Source organism: Dongia sp. (genome assembly GCF_041905885.1).
Classification (GTDB): Bacteria; Pseudomonadota; Alphaproteobacteria; order Dongiales; family Dongiaceae; genus Dongia.
Genome location: NZ_JAYRKD010000008.1, coordinates 51,332 through 68,374, shown reverse-complemented (window position 1 = coordinate 68,374; position 17,043 = coordinate 51,332). Strand labels below are relative to the sequence as shown.

Genomic DNA, 17,043 nt, shown 5'->3' with positions numbered 1-17,043 from the left:
CGGTTACTTCATGCTCTTCACATGGTCGTCGAGCCAGGCCAGCGCTTCCTTGGGCGACTTCTCGCCGCCGGCCACGTAGGCGGCCGCCTGGTAGTAGGATTCCGCCACGGCGACCGGATAGGTCGTGTCCGGCGGCGGCACCAGGCTCCCGGCGGAGGCCAGCATGTCGGCCATCTGCTTGGTCTTGTCGTCGAGCTTGGCCTGCTCCATCGCGCCCTTGACGGGGGAGAAGCTGCCGGCCTCGGCCCATTTCACCTGGTTCTCGAGGCTGGTGAAGAACTTCAGGAAGGCGATCGCTTCCTTGGGATGCGCGCTCTTTGCATGGACCGCGAAGCCGGTGGCGGTCCCGATCACGCTGTCCTTGGTCGGGTTGGCGGGATCGATCAGCGGCGTGTTGAAGGCGCCGTAGTCGAAGTCCTTCTCCGCCATCTCATTGGCCGACGGAACCAGCCATGAGCCGATCGGATGCATGGCCGCGGCTTCCTGGAAGAAGGTGCTCATGGCGGGATCGGCGCCGAGGCCGGCGATGTCCTTGTTGAAGGCGCCGGCCTTCCTGAGGTCGTCGATCAGGTTCAGCGCCTTTTCGAAGCCCGGCTGGCTGAACGGCTCCTTCAACTCGAAGGCGGCGGTGTAGTGCGCCGGCTCGACCACGCGGGAGGCGATATGCGAGGCCCAGTTGCCGAGCGGCCAGAGCTCCTGGTTGCCGACCACGATCGGCGTCTCGCCCTTGTCGGCCACCGCCTTGATGACGGCCATGAACTCGTCCCAGGTCGCGGGCGCCTTCACACCGTCCTCGGCGAAGATCTTCTTGTTGAACCAGATGACATTGGTGACATCGAGGGTCATCGGCACCAGATAGGCCTTGCCCTCATAGAGCATGCCCATCGACGGCGACCAGACCGAGGGCAGGAAAGAGTCCTTCCAGCCGCCCTCGTTCATCTCGGCGGTGATGTCCTTGGCGAAGCCTTCCTTGGCGTCGCGCTGCATCGGGAAGCCGGCCCATTGGAAATAGATGTCGGGCGGGGAGTCGCTCTTCAGTTGGGTGATCAGGCCGGTGTCGGAATACTGGTCGTCGTCGAAGACGACCTGCTTCACCTTGATCTCGGGATTGGCCTGCTCGAAATCGGCGATGATTCCGTCCAGCACCTCTTTCTGCGAGCCGCCGGTGATCGAATGGGTGATGCGGATCTCGACCGGTTCCGCGAAAGCCGCAGACGCATAGGCCACGGCCGCGATGAGACCGCCCAGCAATCCTGTCCGCAAAACCATGGCCCAGCCTCCTCGCCGTTCCGGTGTTTGGAATTGGTATGTTTTGGGTATGTTATTGGAGTTTCCGGGGCCCGTCCAGCCGCTAAAATAGCGGTAAATGTGCGTTAGACCGGAACCATACCAGGGTTGCGCCAAATTAACCCCCGGCTTATGCTCGACGACCAGGGAGTTTCGAAGAATCGCATGAGTCTGGTCACTGAATTGCGGCAGCGTCTCAATCGCCAGCGCGGGCCCCTGGGCCTGCGGCTGACCAATGCGCTGACCTCCGCGATCGAGGACGAGCTGATCGCGGCCGGCGAGGCCCTTCCCCCTGAAAGAGAACTGGCCGACGACCTCGGCGTCTCGCGTTCGACGCTGCGGCTGTGTCTGGAACAGCTGGCCGAGGGCGGCCTGATCGAGACGCGGCGCGGGGCCGGGCATTTCGTATCGCGGCGGATCCTGAAACCGGTGACAAGGCTGACCGGCTTCACCGACGACATGGTGAGCCGCGGCATCCAGCCGATCTCCAGGATCCTGGAGAAGACCATCATGCCGGTGCCACCGGACACCGCCTTCCGCACCGCCTTGCCCCTGGGCACGCCGGTCTTCGTGCTGGTGCGGCTGCGGCTCGCCGGCGACGAGATCCTGGCCTATGAGCGCTCGATCGTGCCGGTGACCTCGGTCGGCGAGGATTATGACGGCACTGGGTCGCTCTATGGCCGCATGGACCGGCATGGCGGAAGGCCGAAGCGGATCCTGCAGAGCATGCGCGCGGTCGAAGCCGGGCCGGAAATCGCCGATCATTTGAAGGTGAAGCCCTCGACCGCGGTGCTGATGATCCGCCGCATCGGCTATGGCGGCCACGGCGTCGCGGTCGAGGACGCGATCTCCTGGTATCGCGGCGACCGCTACGACTATGTCGCGGAGATCAACGGCTGATGAGCCTGATTGAGACCTATCGCGACAAGGTGGTGGGCGTGCTCGACCGGCTGGTGGTGGAGCAGCGCGGCGCGCTCGAGACCGCGCAGGCCTGGGTCGCCGAGACCCTGCGCGCCGACGGCCTGGTCTACGCCACGGGGAGCGGCCACTCGCATCTGATCGCCGCCGAGGTGTTCTACCGCGCCGGTGGCATCGCGCCGCTGCAGGCGATCTTCGACCCACCGCTGATGCTGCACGAGGGCGCCCAGCGCTCGACCCAGCTGGAGCGGATCGAGGGCTACGCAGCCAGCGTGCTGGCCGCCTATCACATGGGCCCGAAGGACATCCTCTTCATCATCTCCAATTCCGGCCGCAATGCCTTTCCGGTCGAGGCCGCCTTGCATGCCAAGTCGCGCGGCACCCGGACGGTGGCGATCACCTCGATGGACCATGCCGGCAAGGTCGCCTCCCGCCACAGCAGCGGCCGCAGCCTGCATGACGTCGCCGATCTGGTGATCGATAATGCGGTGGCGCAGGGCGATGCCAGCCTGGAGATCGCGGGTACCGATCTCAGGATGGGCCCGGTCTCTACCATCGCCGGCGCCTTCATCATCAACGTGATCATGGCCGGCGCGGTCGAGCAGCTGGCGGCGCAAGGCGTCGCGGTCGATGTCTACAAGAGCGCCAATCTCGACAACGGCGACAGCGGCGCCGGCGCGATCGTCGAACGCTGGCGCGGCCGCATCAAGGGCCTCTGAAGCCCATTCCTCCGCCATGAACCGCATTGCCGCTTGACGCGACGCAACGACAGGCGTACATGAGCGCCCTCCCGCGACGGTTGCGGGAAGAAGCTTCGAGAGAGAACCAGAAAATGAACTTCGTGCAGGAACATGCAGAGCAGAGGATGGCGCCGGCGCAAGCCGCGGTCGCCGGCGCTCGCATATTGCGCGCGGTGAAGCTGGATAATCCCGCAGTTGCGGGCTGGGAGGGTGCGATGACGCGCTGACGCGTCGCCGCATAAGGTCCATCAGGACCCCGCCGAGCCCGCGAGAGCGGAAAGTTCGGCGGGGTTTTTCTTTGGCATGAAACGCAACCACGAGCTGTGCGGTTGCGACATGAATGCGCGCGTGCCCTTCGCACCGGCCCGCGTGTGCAGCCGCACCCGGCTCGTCGCCCTCAGGACGAGCCGGGCGGGGAGGTCGGTACAGAGCAGCGAATGGAGGCGACGATGAAACGGATGAAAGACGCGGTTCAACTGGAGCCGATGAACAAGCGCCGGAGGGGGTTTTAACTCCGAGACCCAGGTCAAACGCGGGGACCGGATCGTCCACGGCGACAAGGAGCTCATGGAGAAGCTCGGCCGCAACGATCCTTGTTCCTGCGGCTCCGGCCGCCGGTTTCAAGGCCTGCTGCCTGAAATCGCGCCGGTTTCATCGAACGTGACTATTATGTCCGGTAAGTGTTCCCGGAAGGAGGGGACCATGACTGCCCAGTACGACTACCTGAAGACCGACGGCAAGCCGATCAAGGCTTGGACCAAGGGCGTGCCGATCGAGGACGCGGCCCGGCGCCAGGTCGAGAACGTGGCGCGGCTGCCGTTCATCTATAAGCACGTGGCGGTGATGCCCGACGTCCATTTCGGGCGCGGCGCCACGGTCGGCAGCGTGATCCCGACCAAGGGTGCCATTATCCCGGCCGCGGTCGGGGTCGATATCGGCTGCGGCATGTGCGCGGTGAAGACCAGCCTCACCAGCCATGATTTGCCGGAGACGTTGAAGCCGCTGCGTTCCGCCATCGAGAAGGCGGTGCCGGTCGGGTTCGGCGACTATGGCGACCATGTGCCGAAGGCGTCGGAGAAGGCCTGGTTTCAGCGGCTGAAGCAGCGCTACGACCTGCTGCAGCAGAAGTACCCGGCGGTCTCGACCAAGAACAGCCCGGCGCGCCAGCTCGGCACGCTCGGCGGCGGAAACCATTTCATCGAGGTCTGCCTCGACGAGACGGATGCCGTCTGGGTGATGCTGCATTCCGGTTCGCGCGGTGTCGGGAACCGGATCGGCCAGCATTTCATCGCCGCGGCCAAGGCCGAGATGGAGCGACTGTTCATCTCGCTGCCGGATCGCGACCTTGCGTATCTGGTGGAGGGATCGGTCCTGTTCGATGACTATGTCGACGCGGTTTCCTGGGCGCAGGGCTACGCGCACCTGAACCGCGCCGTCATGCTGGAGCGGGTCCTGGACGTGATGAAGACGTCGTTCAAGGACTTCACCACCAGCGACGTTGCGGTGAACTGCCACCACAACTACATCGCCCAGGAGGTCCATTTCGGCGACAAGGTCTGGGTGACGCGCAAGGGTGCGGTATCGGCGCAGGCCGGCGAGCTCGGGATCATCCCGGGCTCGATGGGGGCGAAGAGCTTCATCGTGCGCGGCAAGGGCAACGCCGAGAGCTTCTGCTCCTGCTCGCACGGGGCGGGACGGAAGATGTCGCGGGGTGCGGCCAAGGAGCACTTTTCCCTGGCCGACCACGCGGAGGCCACCGCGCATGTCGAGTGCCGGAAGGACGAAGGCGTCATCGACGAGACGCCGGGCGCCTACAAGGACATCGACGCCGTGATGGCGGCGCAGAGCGACCTGGTCGAGATCGTCGCCACGCTCCGCCAGGTGGTCTGCGTGAAGGGGTGAGACCGCGGCCGGTCCGGGGACGAGCCGGGCCGGCTGTCTCTCCATCTGCCGTCACGCGCGGGCTCGACCTGCGCATCTCTCGACATAGGCGCATCGGCCAAAGACCCGCGGACCCGTCGGCGAACGCAGACATTCGTCCGCTGGGTCGCGGGTGACGGCTAAGAGAGCGTGATCGATTTTGTCGATCGCGATATCCGGATTTATCCATTTTACTAATGATGAAATAATTCTAATTTGCACATGCGAAGGCGCTTTGCCTTCGAACCTGCCTATCATTTCAGCCCTAGGGAAATTGCCAAATGTCTCTTGTGAATACCAAGGTTAAGCCGTTCAAGGCGCAGGCTTTCAAGTCCGGTAGGTTCGTCGAAGTTTCCGACGCCAGCCTGGCCGGCAAGTGGGCCGTGTTCTTCTTCTATCCGGCCGATTTCACCTTCGTCTGCCCGACCGAGCTGGGCGACGTGGCCGACCATTACGCGGAGCTGCAGAAGCTCGGCGTCGAGGTCTACTCGGTCTCGACCGACACCCATTTCACCCACAAGGCCTGGCACGACGCCTCGGACACCATCGCCAAGGTCCAGTATTTCATGATCGGCGACCCGACCCATGAGATCAGCACCAATTTCGAGGTGCTGCGCCCGGGCCAGGGCCTGGCCGACCGTGCGACCTTCATCGTCGATCCCAATGGCGTCATCCAGACCGTCGAAGTGACCGCCGAGGGCATCGGCCGCGACGCCAGCGATCTGCTCCGCAAGATCAAGGCCGCGCAGTATGTCGCCGCGCACCCGGGCGAGGTCTGCCCGGCGAAGTGGAAGGAAGGCGCCAAGACACTCGCGCCGTCGCTCGAGCTGGTCGGCAAGATCTAAGCCGACGCTCTCTCAAGGAACCGGCCTTCCCCTCGCGGGGAAGGCCGCGTGCCCCGCAACTGCTGAATTGAGATTACCCACTCGGAGGGGATGATCATGCTCGACGACACGATGAAGAGACAGCTGAAGGGCTATCTGGAGCGGGTGACGCGCCCGATTGAGATCGCCGCCCGCGTCGATGGCAGCGACAACGCCCGCGAGATGCTGGCGCTGCTGAACGACATCGTTCCGCTCTCCGACAAGATCACCCTGACCGAGCATCGCGCGGCGGATAACGAGCGCGCGCCTTCCTTCTCGCTCTCCAGCCCGGGCGAGAAGATTCACCTCACCTTTGCCGGCCTGCCGATGGGCCATGAATTCACCTCACTGGTGCTGGCCCTGCTGCAGGTCGGCGGCTATCCGCCGAAGATCGAGCAGGCGCTGATCGAGCAGATCAAGGGCCTCGACGGTGATTTCACCTTCGAGACCTATTTCTCGCAGTCCTGCCAGAACTGCCCGGACGTGGTGCAGGCGCTGAACTTGATGGCCGTGCTCAACCCGAAGATCAAACACGTCGCCATCGACGGCGCGCTGTTCGAATCCGAGGTCGAGTCCCGCCAGATCATGTCGGTGCCGACCGTCTATTTGAACGGCGAAGTCTTCGGCCAGGGCCGGATGGAAGCCGAGCAGATCGTCGCCAAGCTCGACACCGGCGCCAACGACCGCGCCGCCGATCGCATCAAATCGATGGAGGCCTTCGACGTCCTGGTCGTGGGCGGCGGCCCGGCCGGTGCCGCGGCGGCCGTCTATGCCGCGCGCAAGGGCATCCGCACCGGCGTCGCGGCCGAGCGTTTCGGCGGCCAGGTGCTGGACACGATGGGCATCGAGAACTTCATCTCCGTTCCCTACACCGAAGGCCCGAAGCTGGCGGCGGCGCTAGAGCAGCATGTGAAGGGCTACGAGGTGGAGGTGATGAATCTCCAGCGCGCGGTGAAGCTCGTTCCCGGTGACCTGGTGGAGGTGCAGCTCGCAAACGGCGCCTCCCTGCGCTCGAAGACCGTGATCCTCTCCACCGGCGCCCGCTGGCGGCAGATGGGCGTGCCCGGCGAGGACACCTATCGCAACAAGGGCGTCGCCTATTGCCCGCATTGCGACGGTCCCCTGTTCAAGGGCAAGCGCGTGGCGGTGATCGGCGGCGGCAATTCCGGCGTCGAGGCGGCGATCGATCTCGCCGGCATCGTCACCCATGTCACCCTGATCGAGTTCGACGCGAAGCTCCGCGCCGACGACGTGCTGCAGCGGAAGCTCCGCAGCCTGCCGAATGTCACCGTCATCGTCTCGGCCAAGACCACGGAAGTGCTGGGCGACGGCCAGAGGGTGACCGGCCTCACCTACGAGGACCGGGCCGGCGGCGAGGTGCACAAGATTGCCCTGGAAGGAATCTTCGTGCAGATCGGCCTGCTGCCCAACACCGAATGGCTGAAGGGCACGGTCGAACTCTCGCCGCGCGGCGAGATCATCGTCGATGACCGCGGCCAGACCTCGGTCAAGGGCGTGTTCGCCGCCGGCGACTGCACCACGGTGCCCTACAAGCAGATCGTCATTGCCATGGGCCAGGGCTCGACGGCGGCCCTGGCGGCCTTCGATCACCTGATCCGCAGCTCTGCGCCCGCCGAGAGGGCGGAAGCCAAGGTGGCCTGAGGACCAGAAGCCGGGGCGTAACACGCGCCCCGGCGTCCTCCTTTCCCCTTTGCGCGTCTTCCGCTATGACCCAGCCCGGGCATGACTGAAGCGAGTGCGAATCCGATGACGGCTCCACCGACCACCAGCGATCTCATCGCCACGATCGAAGGCCGCTTGGGCGTGATCACCCTCGACCGGCCGAAGGCGCTCAACGCGCTCAGCCTCGCGATGGTGGAGGCGCTGGAGACTGTGCTGGACGATTGGGCCCGGAACCCGGCGGTGGATGCCGTGCTGATCCGGAGCAGTTCCGAGCGCGCCTTCTGCTCCGGCGGCGACGTCCGCGCGATCGGCATTCTGCCCGATCCCGCGGCGCGGACGGCCCTCGGACGGTCGTTCTTCGCGACCGAATATCGCGTCAACCACCGCATCAACACCTTCAACAAGCCGTTCATTGCCCTGTTGAGCGGCGTCGCCATGGGCGGCGGGCTCGGGCTTTCGGTGCATGGCTCGCACCGCGTCGCCAGCGAGACCCTGCGCATGGCGATGCCGGAGACCGTGCTCGGCCTGTTTCCCGATGTCGGCGGCGCCTGGTTCCTCAACCGCTGTCCCGGGGCGATCGGCCGCTATTTGGCGCTGACCGGCCAGCATGTCGGCACGGCCGATGCCCTCACCGCCGGCGTTGCCACCCATCACGTTCCGGCGGCGCGCTTCGCCGCGCTGATCGGCGCTCTGGTCGCGGCCCCGAAGCTTGACCGCGCGGCGGTCGATGCGATCATCGCCGCGCATGAAGCGGATGCCGGGACCGGCCCGCTGGCCGAGCGCCGGGCGGAGATCGACCGGCTCTTCTCCGGCGTGGATCTCGATGCCGTGGTCGCCGCCGTCGACCAAGCCGCATCCGGCGCGGACTGGATCGCCGAGGCGAAAGCCGTGCTGCACCACGCCTCGCCTACGAGCCTGCGCGCCACCTGGCGCCGCATGATCGATTCGCGTGGCCAGGACACCGCGCGCGTGCTCAAGGACGACTACCGGATGGCGGTGCGGATCGTCGCCGGGCACGACTTCCCCGAGGGCGTGCGCGCGATCTTCGTGGACAAGGATCGCAATCCGCGTTGGCAGCCGGCGACTTTGAGCGAAGTGACCGCGGCCGAGATCGACGCACTGCTGGCGCCGCTGCCAGGCGGCGAGCTCGAACTCAGCCGAGCTCTGCGATCACCTGGTCCGTCGTGCGCTGGCGGCAATAGCCTTTGATCGCCCGGAGCGAGAAGTCGTGGCGCTCCTGCGTGTAGGTCGCGCAGGCATCGGTCACTTGCGTCACCAGATAGCCGAGGTCGCAGGCATCGCGGATGGCGCTCTCGACGCATTGGTCGGTGACGATGCCGGAGAGGATCAGCTGCTTCACGCCCATCTGCCGCAGGATGTAGTCGATATGCGTCGAGACGAAGACGCTGCTCGAGGTCTTCGGCAGCCAGATCTCGTCGCCCTGCGGCGCCAGCTCATCGATCACCTTGCCGTCCCAGGAACCCTTCGGCACGTGGAAGCCGGTGATCTTGTAGTCGAGGCTGCGGTCGCGGCCGTCCAGGGTCAGGCTCTCGATCGTGGTATACATGACCTCGACCTTGGCGGCGCGGGCGGCTTTCTGCAGCCGCTGCATGTTGGGCACCACGCGGGTTTCCAACTGCTGGAAATACCAGCCGCATTTCTTCTCGAACTCGTCCTTCGACATCTCCTTGAACTCGGCGCCGTTGCGCCGGGCGGCGAAGTTCTGGACGTCGATGAAGAGCAGAGCCGCCTGCTTGGCGACGATCGGGACTTCGCGGGAGAGGGTCGTCATGTTCATGCTCATGTGTTCAAGGGATAGATGCGCCGCGCATTCTCGTAGGCCACCAAGCGGATGAGCTCCTCGGCGTCCTTGAGCGAGCAGAAATCCTCCTCCAGCCAGCGGTCGAGCACCTGCTGCAGGCCGCGGCGGAACAGCAGGGCACCCAGGTAGTAGAGCTCGCTCAGGCCGAAGGCGTCGCTGCTGTAGAGAAATTTCGAGAACTTCCCCATCTCCAGCGCTTCGCCCAGAATATCGCGCGACATCGGCGCCGCGTAGTTCAGGATCACGCCGACGTCGTAATAGACGTTCTGGAACACTTCCGAGAGCCAGGCCGCCTCGCGCTGGAACGGGTAGTTGTGGAGGAGGGTGATCGCCACCTCCCACTTCTCCATCGCGGCGATGAAATCGGTGAAATGGGTCGGGTCGCAGGCATGCATGTAGACGTCGGGATCGCCGAAGCCGACATGGACCTGCATCGGGAATTTGCGCTGCCGGCAGAGCTCGCCGCCGAGCCACAGCCCATGCCGCACGATGGTCGGGTCTTCCAGCCGCCACTTGCCGGCGAAGGAAGCAGCCGCGAACCAGCGGTCGGCGGCCTCCACGACCTCGGCCTCGGAGGGCGCGGTCTGGTCGATCTTGAAGGTGCAGCGATAGGCGACGATGGTCTTCAACCCGACCGCGCCTTGCGCGCGCTCGGCCAGGCGATCGGCGAAGGCTCGCGGGAAGGCGGCGCCGGAGCCGCAGCTCTGCGCGACTTCCTCGGCGACCGCCTCGATCCGCACCACTTCGCGCGCCGGGCGGCCGGCGGATTCCGCCATCCCCGGCACGTCCAGGATCTCGCTGCTGCGCAAGCCGGTATCGACCAGCAGCGAGTCCAGGCCGCTGCCGCGCAGGAAGCGCCGGTTGACCTCGGCGGCGCCGAGCGCGAGGCGGCGCTCGACATAGGCCTCGGCCGGGCAGGAGGGTTCGAGATCCAGCACCGGCGCGCAGAAGCGGCGGATCGCCAGGCCGAGCGGTTTCTGGAACTCGGTCGTGCCCGGCGCCGGCGGGCGGTAGCTCTCCGAGAACAGCGCCTGGAAGCGCTTGAAGTCGAGATCCGCCGGCGAGACGCCGTGGCAGTGATGGTCGATCAGCGGCGTCGCGATGGCGCCGGCGAGTGCATCAGTATGCGTCATGATAGCGCCTGCAAATTTCTGCGGGATCCAAGCCGGAGAACATCTCGATCTCCTTGCGCTTGACCAGGGTGTAGGACTCGTACATCACCGGCGGCAGCCAGGCCTTGGCGACCGGATCGGCCTCGAGCGCATCCAAGGCTTCCGAGAGGCTCGACGGCAACGGCACCACGCCGAGCGCCGCGCGTTCCGCATCGGTGAGCTCGGCCGGGTCCTTGTCCAGGGCGGCGGGAAGCGGCAGTTGCGCGCGGATGCCTTCGAGCCCGGCCCGGACCAGCCCGCCGATCACCATATAAGGACTGGCCGTGCCGTCGGGTGCCCTGAGCTCCATGTTGAAGGCGCGACCCTTCTTCTTCGGATCCCTTTCAGGGGAAGGACAGATCCGCACCGCGGCCTCGCGGTTCTGGATGCCGAAGCTGGCATAGCCGCAGCTCCAATGATGCGGCCCGAGCCGGTAATAGGAGACCGGGCTCGGCGCCACCAGGGCGCAGAGTGCGGGCATATGCTTCACCACCCCGGCGATGAAATGCTGCGCCACCCTTGAAGCGCCGCCGGTGCCGTTCGGGTCATAGGCGGCGTTGGCGCCCTGGCTGTCGAGGAAGCTGAAATGCACATGGGCGCCGTTGCCGACGGCGTTCGGCATCGGCTTCGGCGTGAAGCTGGCGCGATAGCCGCGGCGGCGCGCGGCTTCGCGGATCACCTCGCGGGTGATGATGGCGCGGTCGCCGGCCTGGGCGCCGACCCCCGGCGCGCAGGAGACCTCGAACTGGCGCGAGCCGTATTCCGGCTCGACCGTCTCGACGCCGCTGTCGGCCTGCTGCAACGCATGGGTCAATTCCTTGACGAAGGGCGCCACCATGCGGACCGCCTCGAGCGAGAAGGGCGTCATCTCCGGCAGACCGGCGCCGCTCAGCAGGAATTCATGCTCGAAGGAGGCGATGAACTTGAAGCCGGTCTCACGCTCGAAATCGGCCAGCGCCTTCAGCATGAAGCCGCGGGTGCAGCAATCCCAGTTGCTGCCGTCGGGCATCTTCGAATCGCAGAGGAAGAAGTGGAAGGCGGGGGCGTCGTCCCAGACGTCGACCCGGGTCTCGGTTTCCTTGACCGGGGTCTGGCGCACTTCCAGCATCGGGCCCCAGGGATTGGGCGCGATGTCGTCGAAAGGCGTCAGCGCCTGGCCGGCGACCGCCCAGCCGAGACCGTATTCCATGCGCTTGGCGACGTCGGTCGCCGGCACGCCCCGGCAGCGTGTGACACCGACATAGTCGTTCCAGGCCAGATAGACGACCTCGCCTTCACCCATGCTTCCCCCGGCGGTCCCAATTCTTCCGGGCCGCATGATTGCCGAACGGGGGATTCAATCAAAGCAGAATCCTGTAAGCTCCCCCCGAACCAATTGCAGCCGAGCCAAGGATTCCAAGCGCATCATGTCCCATCCTGCTTCCGCCCCGGTGCCGTTCCCGCCCTTCATCGCCAAGCCGGGCGATTTCAACCGCGGCCTGGTCGTGATCTGCGACCATGCCAGCTTCGCGATCCCGCCCGAGCTCAAGGGTCTCGGGCTGTCCGCGGCGGATCAGAAGCGCCACATCGCCTGGGATATCGGCGCGGCCGAAGTGGCGATGATCCTGGCCGCGCGATTCCGGTTGCCGGCGGTGTTCGGCGGCGTCTCGCGGCTGGTGATCGACTGCAACCGCGATCCCGCCGACAAGGCCTCGATCCCCGCCAAGGTCGACGGCACGCCGATCCCGGGGAATGCGAACCTCAAGCTCTGGGACCGGGCCGAGCGGATGTCGCGCTGGTTCCAGCCCTACCACAACGCGGTCGAGGAGATGATGACCGCGGCGCTGGCGAGCCGGAAGGATCCGGTCCTGCTCTCAGTGCATTCGATGACGCCGCAGCTCGACGGCCAATCCCGGCCCTGGCCGATCGCGCTATCGTCGCATGAGGACCGGCGGCTCACGACCCCGATGCTCGCGGCCTTGCAGAAGCGGACCCAGGAGCCGATCGGCGACAACCAGCCCTATGCGCTGGACCCGGCGGAGGATTACAGCGTGCCGCAACACGCCATGCGCCGCGCGGTGCGGCACCTGCAGGTCGAATTCCGCCAGGACCTGATCGCGGAGACCCCCGGCGCGATGCAATGGGCGAAGGTGTTCGGCGATGCGCTGGCCGAGGTGCTGGAGCTGTAACGTCCCCCCACCCCTACCCTCCCCCTGAAGGGGGAGGGGGCAAAGCGAGACCGCCTTCTTCTCCCTCCCCCTTCAGGGGGAGGGCCGGGGTGGGGGTGGGGGTGCGAAACTACGCCGGCACGCGCTTAAGCGACTGCGCCATGCAGTGAATGCCGCCGCCGGTCTTGGAGATCTCGCTCATATCGACTTCGGCGACCTCGAAGCCGCGGGCCTTCAGCTGCTTGATCAGCGTCTGGCTGATCTTCGGCGCGATCACCCGGTCCTTGCCGAGCGACATGAAGTTGCACCCCAGGTTCATCGTGTCCTGGAACGGCACGTCGATGATCTCGTGGCCCTTGGCCTTCAGCCAATCGACGATGCCGGGCTCGGTGCAGGCGAGGCAGACCGCGGTCAGCTTGGGGGCGATAGGCACCACCATCAGGTCGATGTGCACGTAGTATTCGTCGAAGAAGGCGAGGCGGGTTTCCCAGCCTTCCTTCTTGAACCAGCTCTCGACCTGGCGCGCACCTTCCTCCTGCGTGCGGGCGCCGCCGCAGCCGATCAGGACCACGCCTTCCTCGATCACGTTGAAGTCGCCGCCCTCGAAGGTGCCCGCGGTCACCATGTCGTAGATCGGAATGCCGAGCTCTTCATAGGTGCGGATTGCGGCATAGTTCTCGCCGCGTCTCCACCAGTTGGCCATCGCGGTGATGATTGCGCCATAGGGCGTCATCACGCTGGAATCCCGGGAATAGACCTGCATCGGCAGTTCCGGCGTCGGGGTGTGCCAATGCACCTTCACGCCGAAGTTCTCATAGGCCGCCACCAGGTCCTTGTGCTGCGCCTGGGCGGTCTGAATGTTGGAGGGATTCTTCCGGAGATGCTTCTTCGAGAGCGAGCTGGTCGCGAGATGGCGCAGGAAGGCGGGCGAGCCCAGCAGCACGTCGGTCAGCGGATCGGTCTCGTTGCGTAAGCCCCAGATCTGCAGCGGCTTGGTGCCGCCGTCGGGATTGCGCCGCCGCAGCGAGAAGGCGTCGGAACCCAGGAGATTGGTCTCGGTCTTGGCACGCTGCTGCACGGTCATGGCGCTGGTCTCCCCAATGGATGGCGGCGGTGAAAAACAATAATCGGTGAATCCGGCGCGCCAAAAGTGATAGTTTCTACCCGCTATCGTCAAATTCTGTTCACCAATTGGGTGGATTTGCATGCGCACACCCTCGACCCAGGCCCTGCGGGCGCTCGATGCCTTCGCCCGGCATGGCAGCGTCTGGAAGGCTGCCGACGAGCTCCGCCTGACCCGGAGCGCGGTCAGCCACCAGCTCCGCCTGCTTGAGCAGGAGCTCGGCTTCACCCTGTTTCATCGGATCGGCAAGGGCATCGGCTTGACCGCACGCGGCCGGCGCTATGCGACCGACATCCGCAAGGCGCTGGCGATGATCGGCGAGGCGGGGCAGAGCCATGACGATCGCGGCATCGGGGGCGCCTGCGTGGTCAGCTGCACGCCGGGCTTCGCCTCGCTCTGGCTCTGCACCCATATCGCCGAGTTCGTCGAACGCTATCCCGACGTCGCGTTGAAGATCCGCACACCGCGCCGCCTGGACGAGGTGGTGAGCCCGGAGGTCGATGTCTTCATCGCCTTCGGCGACGGCAACTGGCCGAACCGCTCGGTCGAGCTCCTGAGCGAGGTCGAGTTCACGCCGCTCTGCAGCCCGGTCCTGCTGAACAAGGCGGGTGGGCTCAACGAGCCGGCCGACCTCCTGAAGGTGCCGATCCTGCATTTGACCGATGCCGAGGACTGGACCCGCTGGTTCTCGCAGGCCGGCGTCGAGGTGCCAGACCCGGAAGCCGGCATCGTCTTCTCCGATATGAACCTGCTGCTGGCCGCGACCACGGCGGGGCAGGGCGTCGCGATGGGCGACGAACTCACCTGCGGCCCGGCGATGGCGGCGGGCACCCTGATCCGGCCCTTCGAGATGACGGTGAAATCGCCGCGCGCCTATTACCTCGTAGTCGAGCCGCAGAAGAGCGCCAACCCGACGATCCGCGCCTTCACCGACTGGCTGCGCCGGCGGCTAGCGGAGACAGCCACGGATCAGCGCAGCCTGCGGCGCCAGCTCCCGAGTGAACCATTCAGGTGAATTGGATTCGCCGTTGACTGGAATATTATTTGTTTGTCGTGAGGGAAATTGACGCCTAGCATTTTGACAAAATGATGAACAGGTGAAGGTGGAATGTCGCAACGCGGAGCTGCCGCGAGTCTGACGGTGCGCGGAATCAGCAAGCGCTTCGGCGTCTTCACTGCGCTCTCCGACATCTCCCTCGACATCGCCAAGGGCGAGTTCCTGACCCTGCTCGGGCCCTCGGGTTCCGGCAAGACCACCTTGCTCCTTATATTGGCGGGTTTCGAGGCGCCGAGCGACGGGCGGTTGCTCAGCGACGGTGCCGACATCACCGAGGTGCCGGCGGAGACTCGCTCCTACGGCATGGTGTTCCAGGGCTACGCGCTCTTCCCGCATATGAGCGTCGAAGCCAACATCGCCTTTCCGCTCCAGGTGCGTCGCACCGATCCCGCCGCGATTAAGCGCCGGGTCGGCGAGATGATCGAACGCGTGGGGCTGCGCGGCCATGAGAAGAAGCTGCCGGCGAAACTCTCCGGCGGCCAGCAGCAGCGCGTCGCCCTGGCCCGGGCGCTGGTCTTCGAGCCCGGCGTGCTGCTGCTCGACGAGCCGTTCTCGGCCCTGGATAAGAATCTCCGCGAGCAGATGCAGGCCGAGGTGAAGCGCCTGCACCAGGAGACCGGCACCACTTTCGTCTTCGTGACCCACGACCAGAGCGAGGCGCTGGCGCTCTCGACCCGGGTCGCGATCTTCGACCACGGCCGCCTGCAGCAGATCGGCCGCCCCGACGAAGTCTACGAGCAGCCAGCCAACCGCTTCGTCGCCGAGTTCCTGGGCGAGATCAATTTGCTGCCGCTGCAGGACCTCAAAGTCGAAGGCGGCGTCGCCTCGGGTCAGTTCGAGGATCGCCGGCTGACGGTCCGGGCCAGCGGCGCGAACGGCGCGGGGGCCATCCTCGCGATCCGGCCAGAGCATCTCGGCATCAGCGCCGGTGCCGAGGCGCCGCGCGCCGGCAACGCGATCCGCGCGGCCTTGGACGACGTCGTCTATCAGGGTGGCGCGACAAGGCTGAAGCTGAAGACGCCGGGTGGCGTCCCGATCACCCTTTCGCTCGCAAGCCAGCAGGCGGCGCCGCTGCTGGGATCCGGCGGGCCGTTCTGGATCAACTGGCCGGCCGAACAGGGCCGGCTCTTGCCCACGACTTGAAGCAACAATCACAAGCAGGGAGAACCACGATGACCAACATCAACAACCGGGCGTTCCAGAAGGATTGTCTGGAGATCCTGTCCATGAAAGTGGCCCGCGGCGAGATCAGCCGCCGGCGCTTCACCCAGATCGCGGCGATGCTGGTGGCCGGCGCACCGCTCGCGCTGAAGGCCGGCGATGCCGAGGCCGCGGCTAACGAGCTGGTGCTGGTGAACTGGGGCGGCGACGCGATCAAGGCCTATGACGAGGCCTACGGCAAGCCGTTCCTGGCCGAGACCGGCATCACCGTGAAGGAGGACGGCACCGGCCCGACCGAAGGCGCCATCGCCGCCCAGGTGAAGAGCGGCAAGCCGACCTGGGACCTGGTCGATGCTGATCCCTTCTCGGCGATAACGCTGGGCAAGCAAGATATGATGGAGCTGATCGACTACAACGTGGTCGACAAGAAGAAGATGCGCGAGGGCTTCGGCTGGGATTATGCCGCTTCGACCTATTTCTACAGCTACGTGATCGCCTATGATGCGAAGAAATACGGCGACAACGCGCCGACCGGCATGAAGGATTTCTTCGACGTCGAGAAATTCCCCGGCAAGCGCTCACTCTACAAGTGGGGCTCGGCGATGTGGGAAGCCGCCTTGCTGGCCGATGGCGTCGCGCCCGACAAGCTTTATCCGCTCGACCTCGACCGCGCGCACGCGAAAATCAAGGCCTTCAAGGACAACATCGTCTCCTTCTGGGGCGGCGGCGCCGACAGCCAGTCGGTGCTGATGAACGGCGACGCCTCGATGGCGATCGTCTGGTCGACCCGCGCGGGCCTGATGGAGCAGGATAGCGGCGGGCAGATCAAGTTCGTCTGGGACCAGGGCCTGCTCTCGCCGGGCGCTCTCGCGGTGATCAAGGGCAATCCGGGCGGCAAGGACAATGCGATGAAGTTCATCGCCAGCGCCCAGGACCCGAAGAAGCAGCTGGTGATCTTCGACATGCTGGGCCAGGGTCCGGCCAATCCAGCCGCCGACGCGCTGATCCCGGCCGAGAAGCAGAAGTTCAACTGCGTCGATCCGGCCAACATGGCAAAGCAGATCAGCCTCGATATGCCCTGGTATTCAGAGCATTACTCGGCGGCGCTCGACGCCTACACGGCGATCATCTCCGCCTGAGGCGGGCTTGACCTCGTCTGAAGGTCCTTCAG

Annotated in this window: 16 protein-coding genes; 11 read left to right on the top strand and 5 right to left on the bottom strand. The window is 65.6% G+C overall.

Annotation, left to right across the window (positions count from 1 at the left end; translation table 11 throughout):
• Nucleotides 1-3: 3 nt before the first annotated feature.
• Nucleotides 4-1,269 carry an ABC transporter substrate-binding protein gene (locus ACH2CY_RS10455; RefSeq protein WP_395018771.1) on the bottom strand — a complete coding sequence of 422 codons (1,266 nt, stop codon included), beginning with the start codon at nt 1,267-1,269 and terminating at the stop codon, nt 4-6.
• A 183-nt stretch (nt 1,270-1,452) separates the two neighbouring features.
• On the opposite strand from ACH2CY_RS10455, the gene ACH2CY_RS10450 reads away from it, so the two are divergent.
• From ACH2CY_RS10450 to ACH2CY_RS10420, 7 genes are all read left to right on the top strand, one after another.
• The gene (locus ACH2CY_RS10450) at nt 1,453-2,187 is read left to right on the top strand and encodes a GntR family transcriptional regulator (RefSeq protein WP_395018769.1); all 735 of its coding nucleotides are present in this window, start codon (nt 1,453-1,455) and stop codon (nt 2,185-2,187) included.
• On the top strand, nt 2,187-2,924 hold the full coding sequence (locus tag ACH2CY_RS10445) for an SIS domain-containing protein (RefSeq protein WP_395018767.1): 738 nt from the start codon (nt 2,187-2,189) through the stop codon (nt 2,922-2,924). The genes ACH2CY_RS10450 and ACH2CY_RS10445 overlap by 1 nt, the downstream gene beginning before the upstream one ends.
• A 113-nt stretch (nt 2,925-3,037) precedes the next feature.
• Entirely contained in the window at nt 3,038-3,172 is a 135-nt protein-coding gene (locus ACH2CY_RS10440) for a hypothetical protein (protein ID WP_395018766.1), read from the top strand.
• Between the two features lie 475 nt (nt 3,173-3,647).
• Entirely contained in the window at nt 3,648-4,847 is a 1,200-nt protein-coding gene (locus ACH2CY_RS10435; RefSeq protein WP_395018764.1) for an RtcB family protein, read from the top strand.
• A 299-nt stretch (nt 4,848-5,146) separates the two neighbouring features.
• Nucleotides 5,147-5,710, top strand: a complete 564-nt coding sequence (gene ahpC / locus ACH2CY_RS10430; protein ID WP_395018763.1) for an alkyl hydroperoxide reductase subunit C — start codon at nt 5,147-5,149, stop codon at nt 5,708-5,710.
• A 96-nt stretch (nt 5,711-5,806) separates the two neighbouring features.
• Nucleotides 5,807-7,390, top strand: a complete 1,584-nt coding sequence (gene ahpF, locus ACH2CY_RS10425; RefSeq protein WP_395018761.1) for an alkyl hydroperoxide reductase subunit F — start codon at nt 5,807-5,809, stop codon at nt 7,388-7,390.
• A 105-nt stretch (nt 7,391-7,495) separates the two neighbouring features.
• Nucleotides 7,496-8,620 carry an enoyl-CoA hydratase/isomerase family protein gene (locus ACH2CY_RS10420; protein ID WP_395018759.1) on the top strand — a complete coding sequence of 375 codons (1,125 nt, stop codon included), beginning with the start codon at nt 7,496-7,498 and terminating at the stop codon, nt 8,618-8,620.
• Here the strand turns inward: ACH2CY_RS10420 and ACH2CY_RS10415 are convergent.
• Genes ACH2CY_RS10415 through ACH2CY_RS10405 form a run of 3 tightly spaced genes read right to left on the bottom strand, consistent with a single transcriptional unit; the run spans nt 8,565 to nt 11,666 of the window.
• Nucleotides 8,565-9,203 (bottom strand): isochorismatase family cysteine hydrolase, encoded by a 639-nt coding sequence (locus ACH2CY_RS10415; RefSeq protein ID WP_395018757.1) that lies wholly within the window; start codon nt 9,201-9,203, stop codon nt 8,565-8,567. The genes ACH2CY_RS10420 and ACH2CY_RS10415 overlap by 56 nt on opposite strands.
• 8 nt (nt 9,204-9,211) lie before the next feature.
• On the bottom strand, nt 9,212-10,366 hold the full coding sequence (locus ACH2CY_RS10410) for an amidohydrolase family protein (RefSeq protein WP_395018756.1): 1,155 nt from the start codon (nt 10,364-10,366) through the stop codon (nt 9,212-9,214).
• Complete coding sequence (locus ACH2CY_RS10405) at nt 10,353-11,666, bottom strand: glutamine synthetase (protein ID WP_395018754.1); 1,314 nt, start codon at nt 11,664-11,666, stop codon at nt 10,353-10,355. Before ACH2CY_RS10405 ends, ACH2CY_RS10410 begins: the two co-directional genes overlap by 14 nt.
• Before the next feature lie 124 nt (nt 11,667-11,790).
• Here ACH2CY_RS10405 and ACH2CY_RS10400 point away from each other — a divergent pair, with 124 nt between their 5' ends.
• Nucleotides 11,791-12,552, top strand: a complete 762-nt coding sequence (locus ACH2CY_RS10400) for an N-formylglutamate amidohydrolase (protein ID WP_395018752.1) — start codon at nt 11,791-11,793, stop codon at nt 12,550-12,552.
• Between the two features lie 109 nt (nt 12,553-12,661).
• Here ACH2CY_RS10400 and ACH2CY_RS10395 read toward each other — a convergent pair whose 3' ends face one another.
• Nucleotides 12,662-13,615, bottom strand: a complete 954-nt coding sequence (locus ACH2CY_RS10395) for a dimethylarginine dimethylaminohydrolase family protein (protein WP_395018751.1) — start codon at nt 13,613-13,615, stop codon at nt 12,662-12,664.
• Nucleotides 13,616-13,736: 121 nt separating this feature from the next.
• On the opposite strand from ACH2CY_RS10395, the gene ACH2CY_RS10390 reads away from it, so the two are divergent.
• The 3 genes from ACH2CY_RS10390 (at nt 13,737) to ACH2CY_RS10380 (ending at nt 17,011) form a co-directional block, all read left to right on the top strand.
• Nucleotides 13,737-14,669: a LysR substrate-binding domain-containing protein gene (locus ACH2CY_RS10390; protein WP_395018750.1), complete on the top strand. Its 933-nt coding sequence runs from the start codon at nt 13,737-13,739 to the stop codon at nt 14,667-14,669.
• A 126-nt stretch (nt 14,670-14,795) separates the two neighbouring features.
• Nucleotides 14,796-15,854, top strand: coding sequence for an ABC transporter ATP-binding protein (locus ACH2CY_RS10385; protein ID WP_395018749.1), 1,059 nt, complete (start codon nt 14,796-14,798; stop codon nt 15,852-15,854).
• 29 nt (nt 15,855-15,883) lie between these two features.
• Nucleotides 15,884-17,011, top strand: a complete 1,128-nt coding sequence (locus tag ACH2CY_RS10380; RefSeq protein WP_395018748.1) for an ABC transporter substrate-binding protein — start codon at nt 15,884-15,886, stop codon at nt 17,009-17,011.
• Nucleotides 17,012-17,043: the final 32 nt, after the last annotated feature.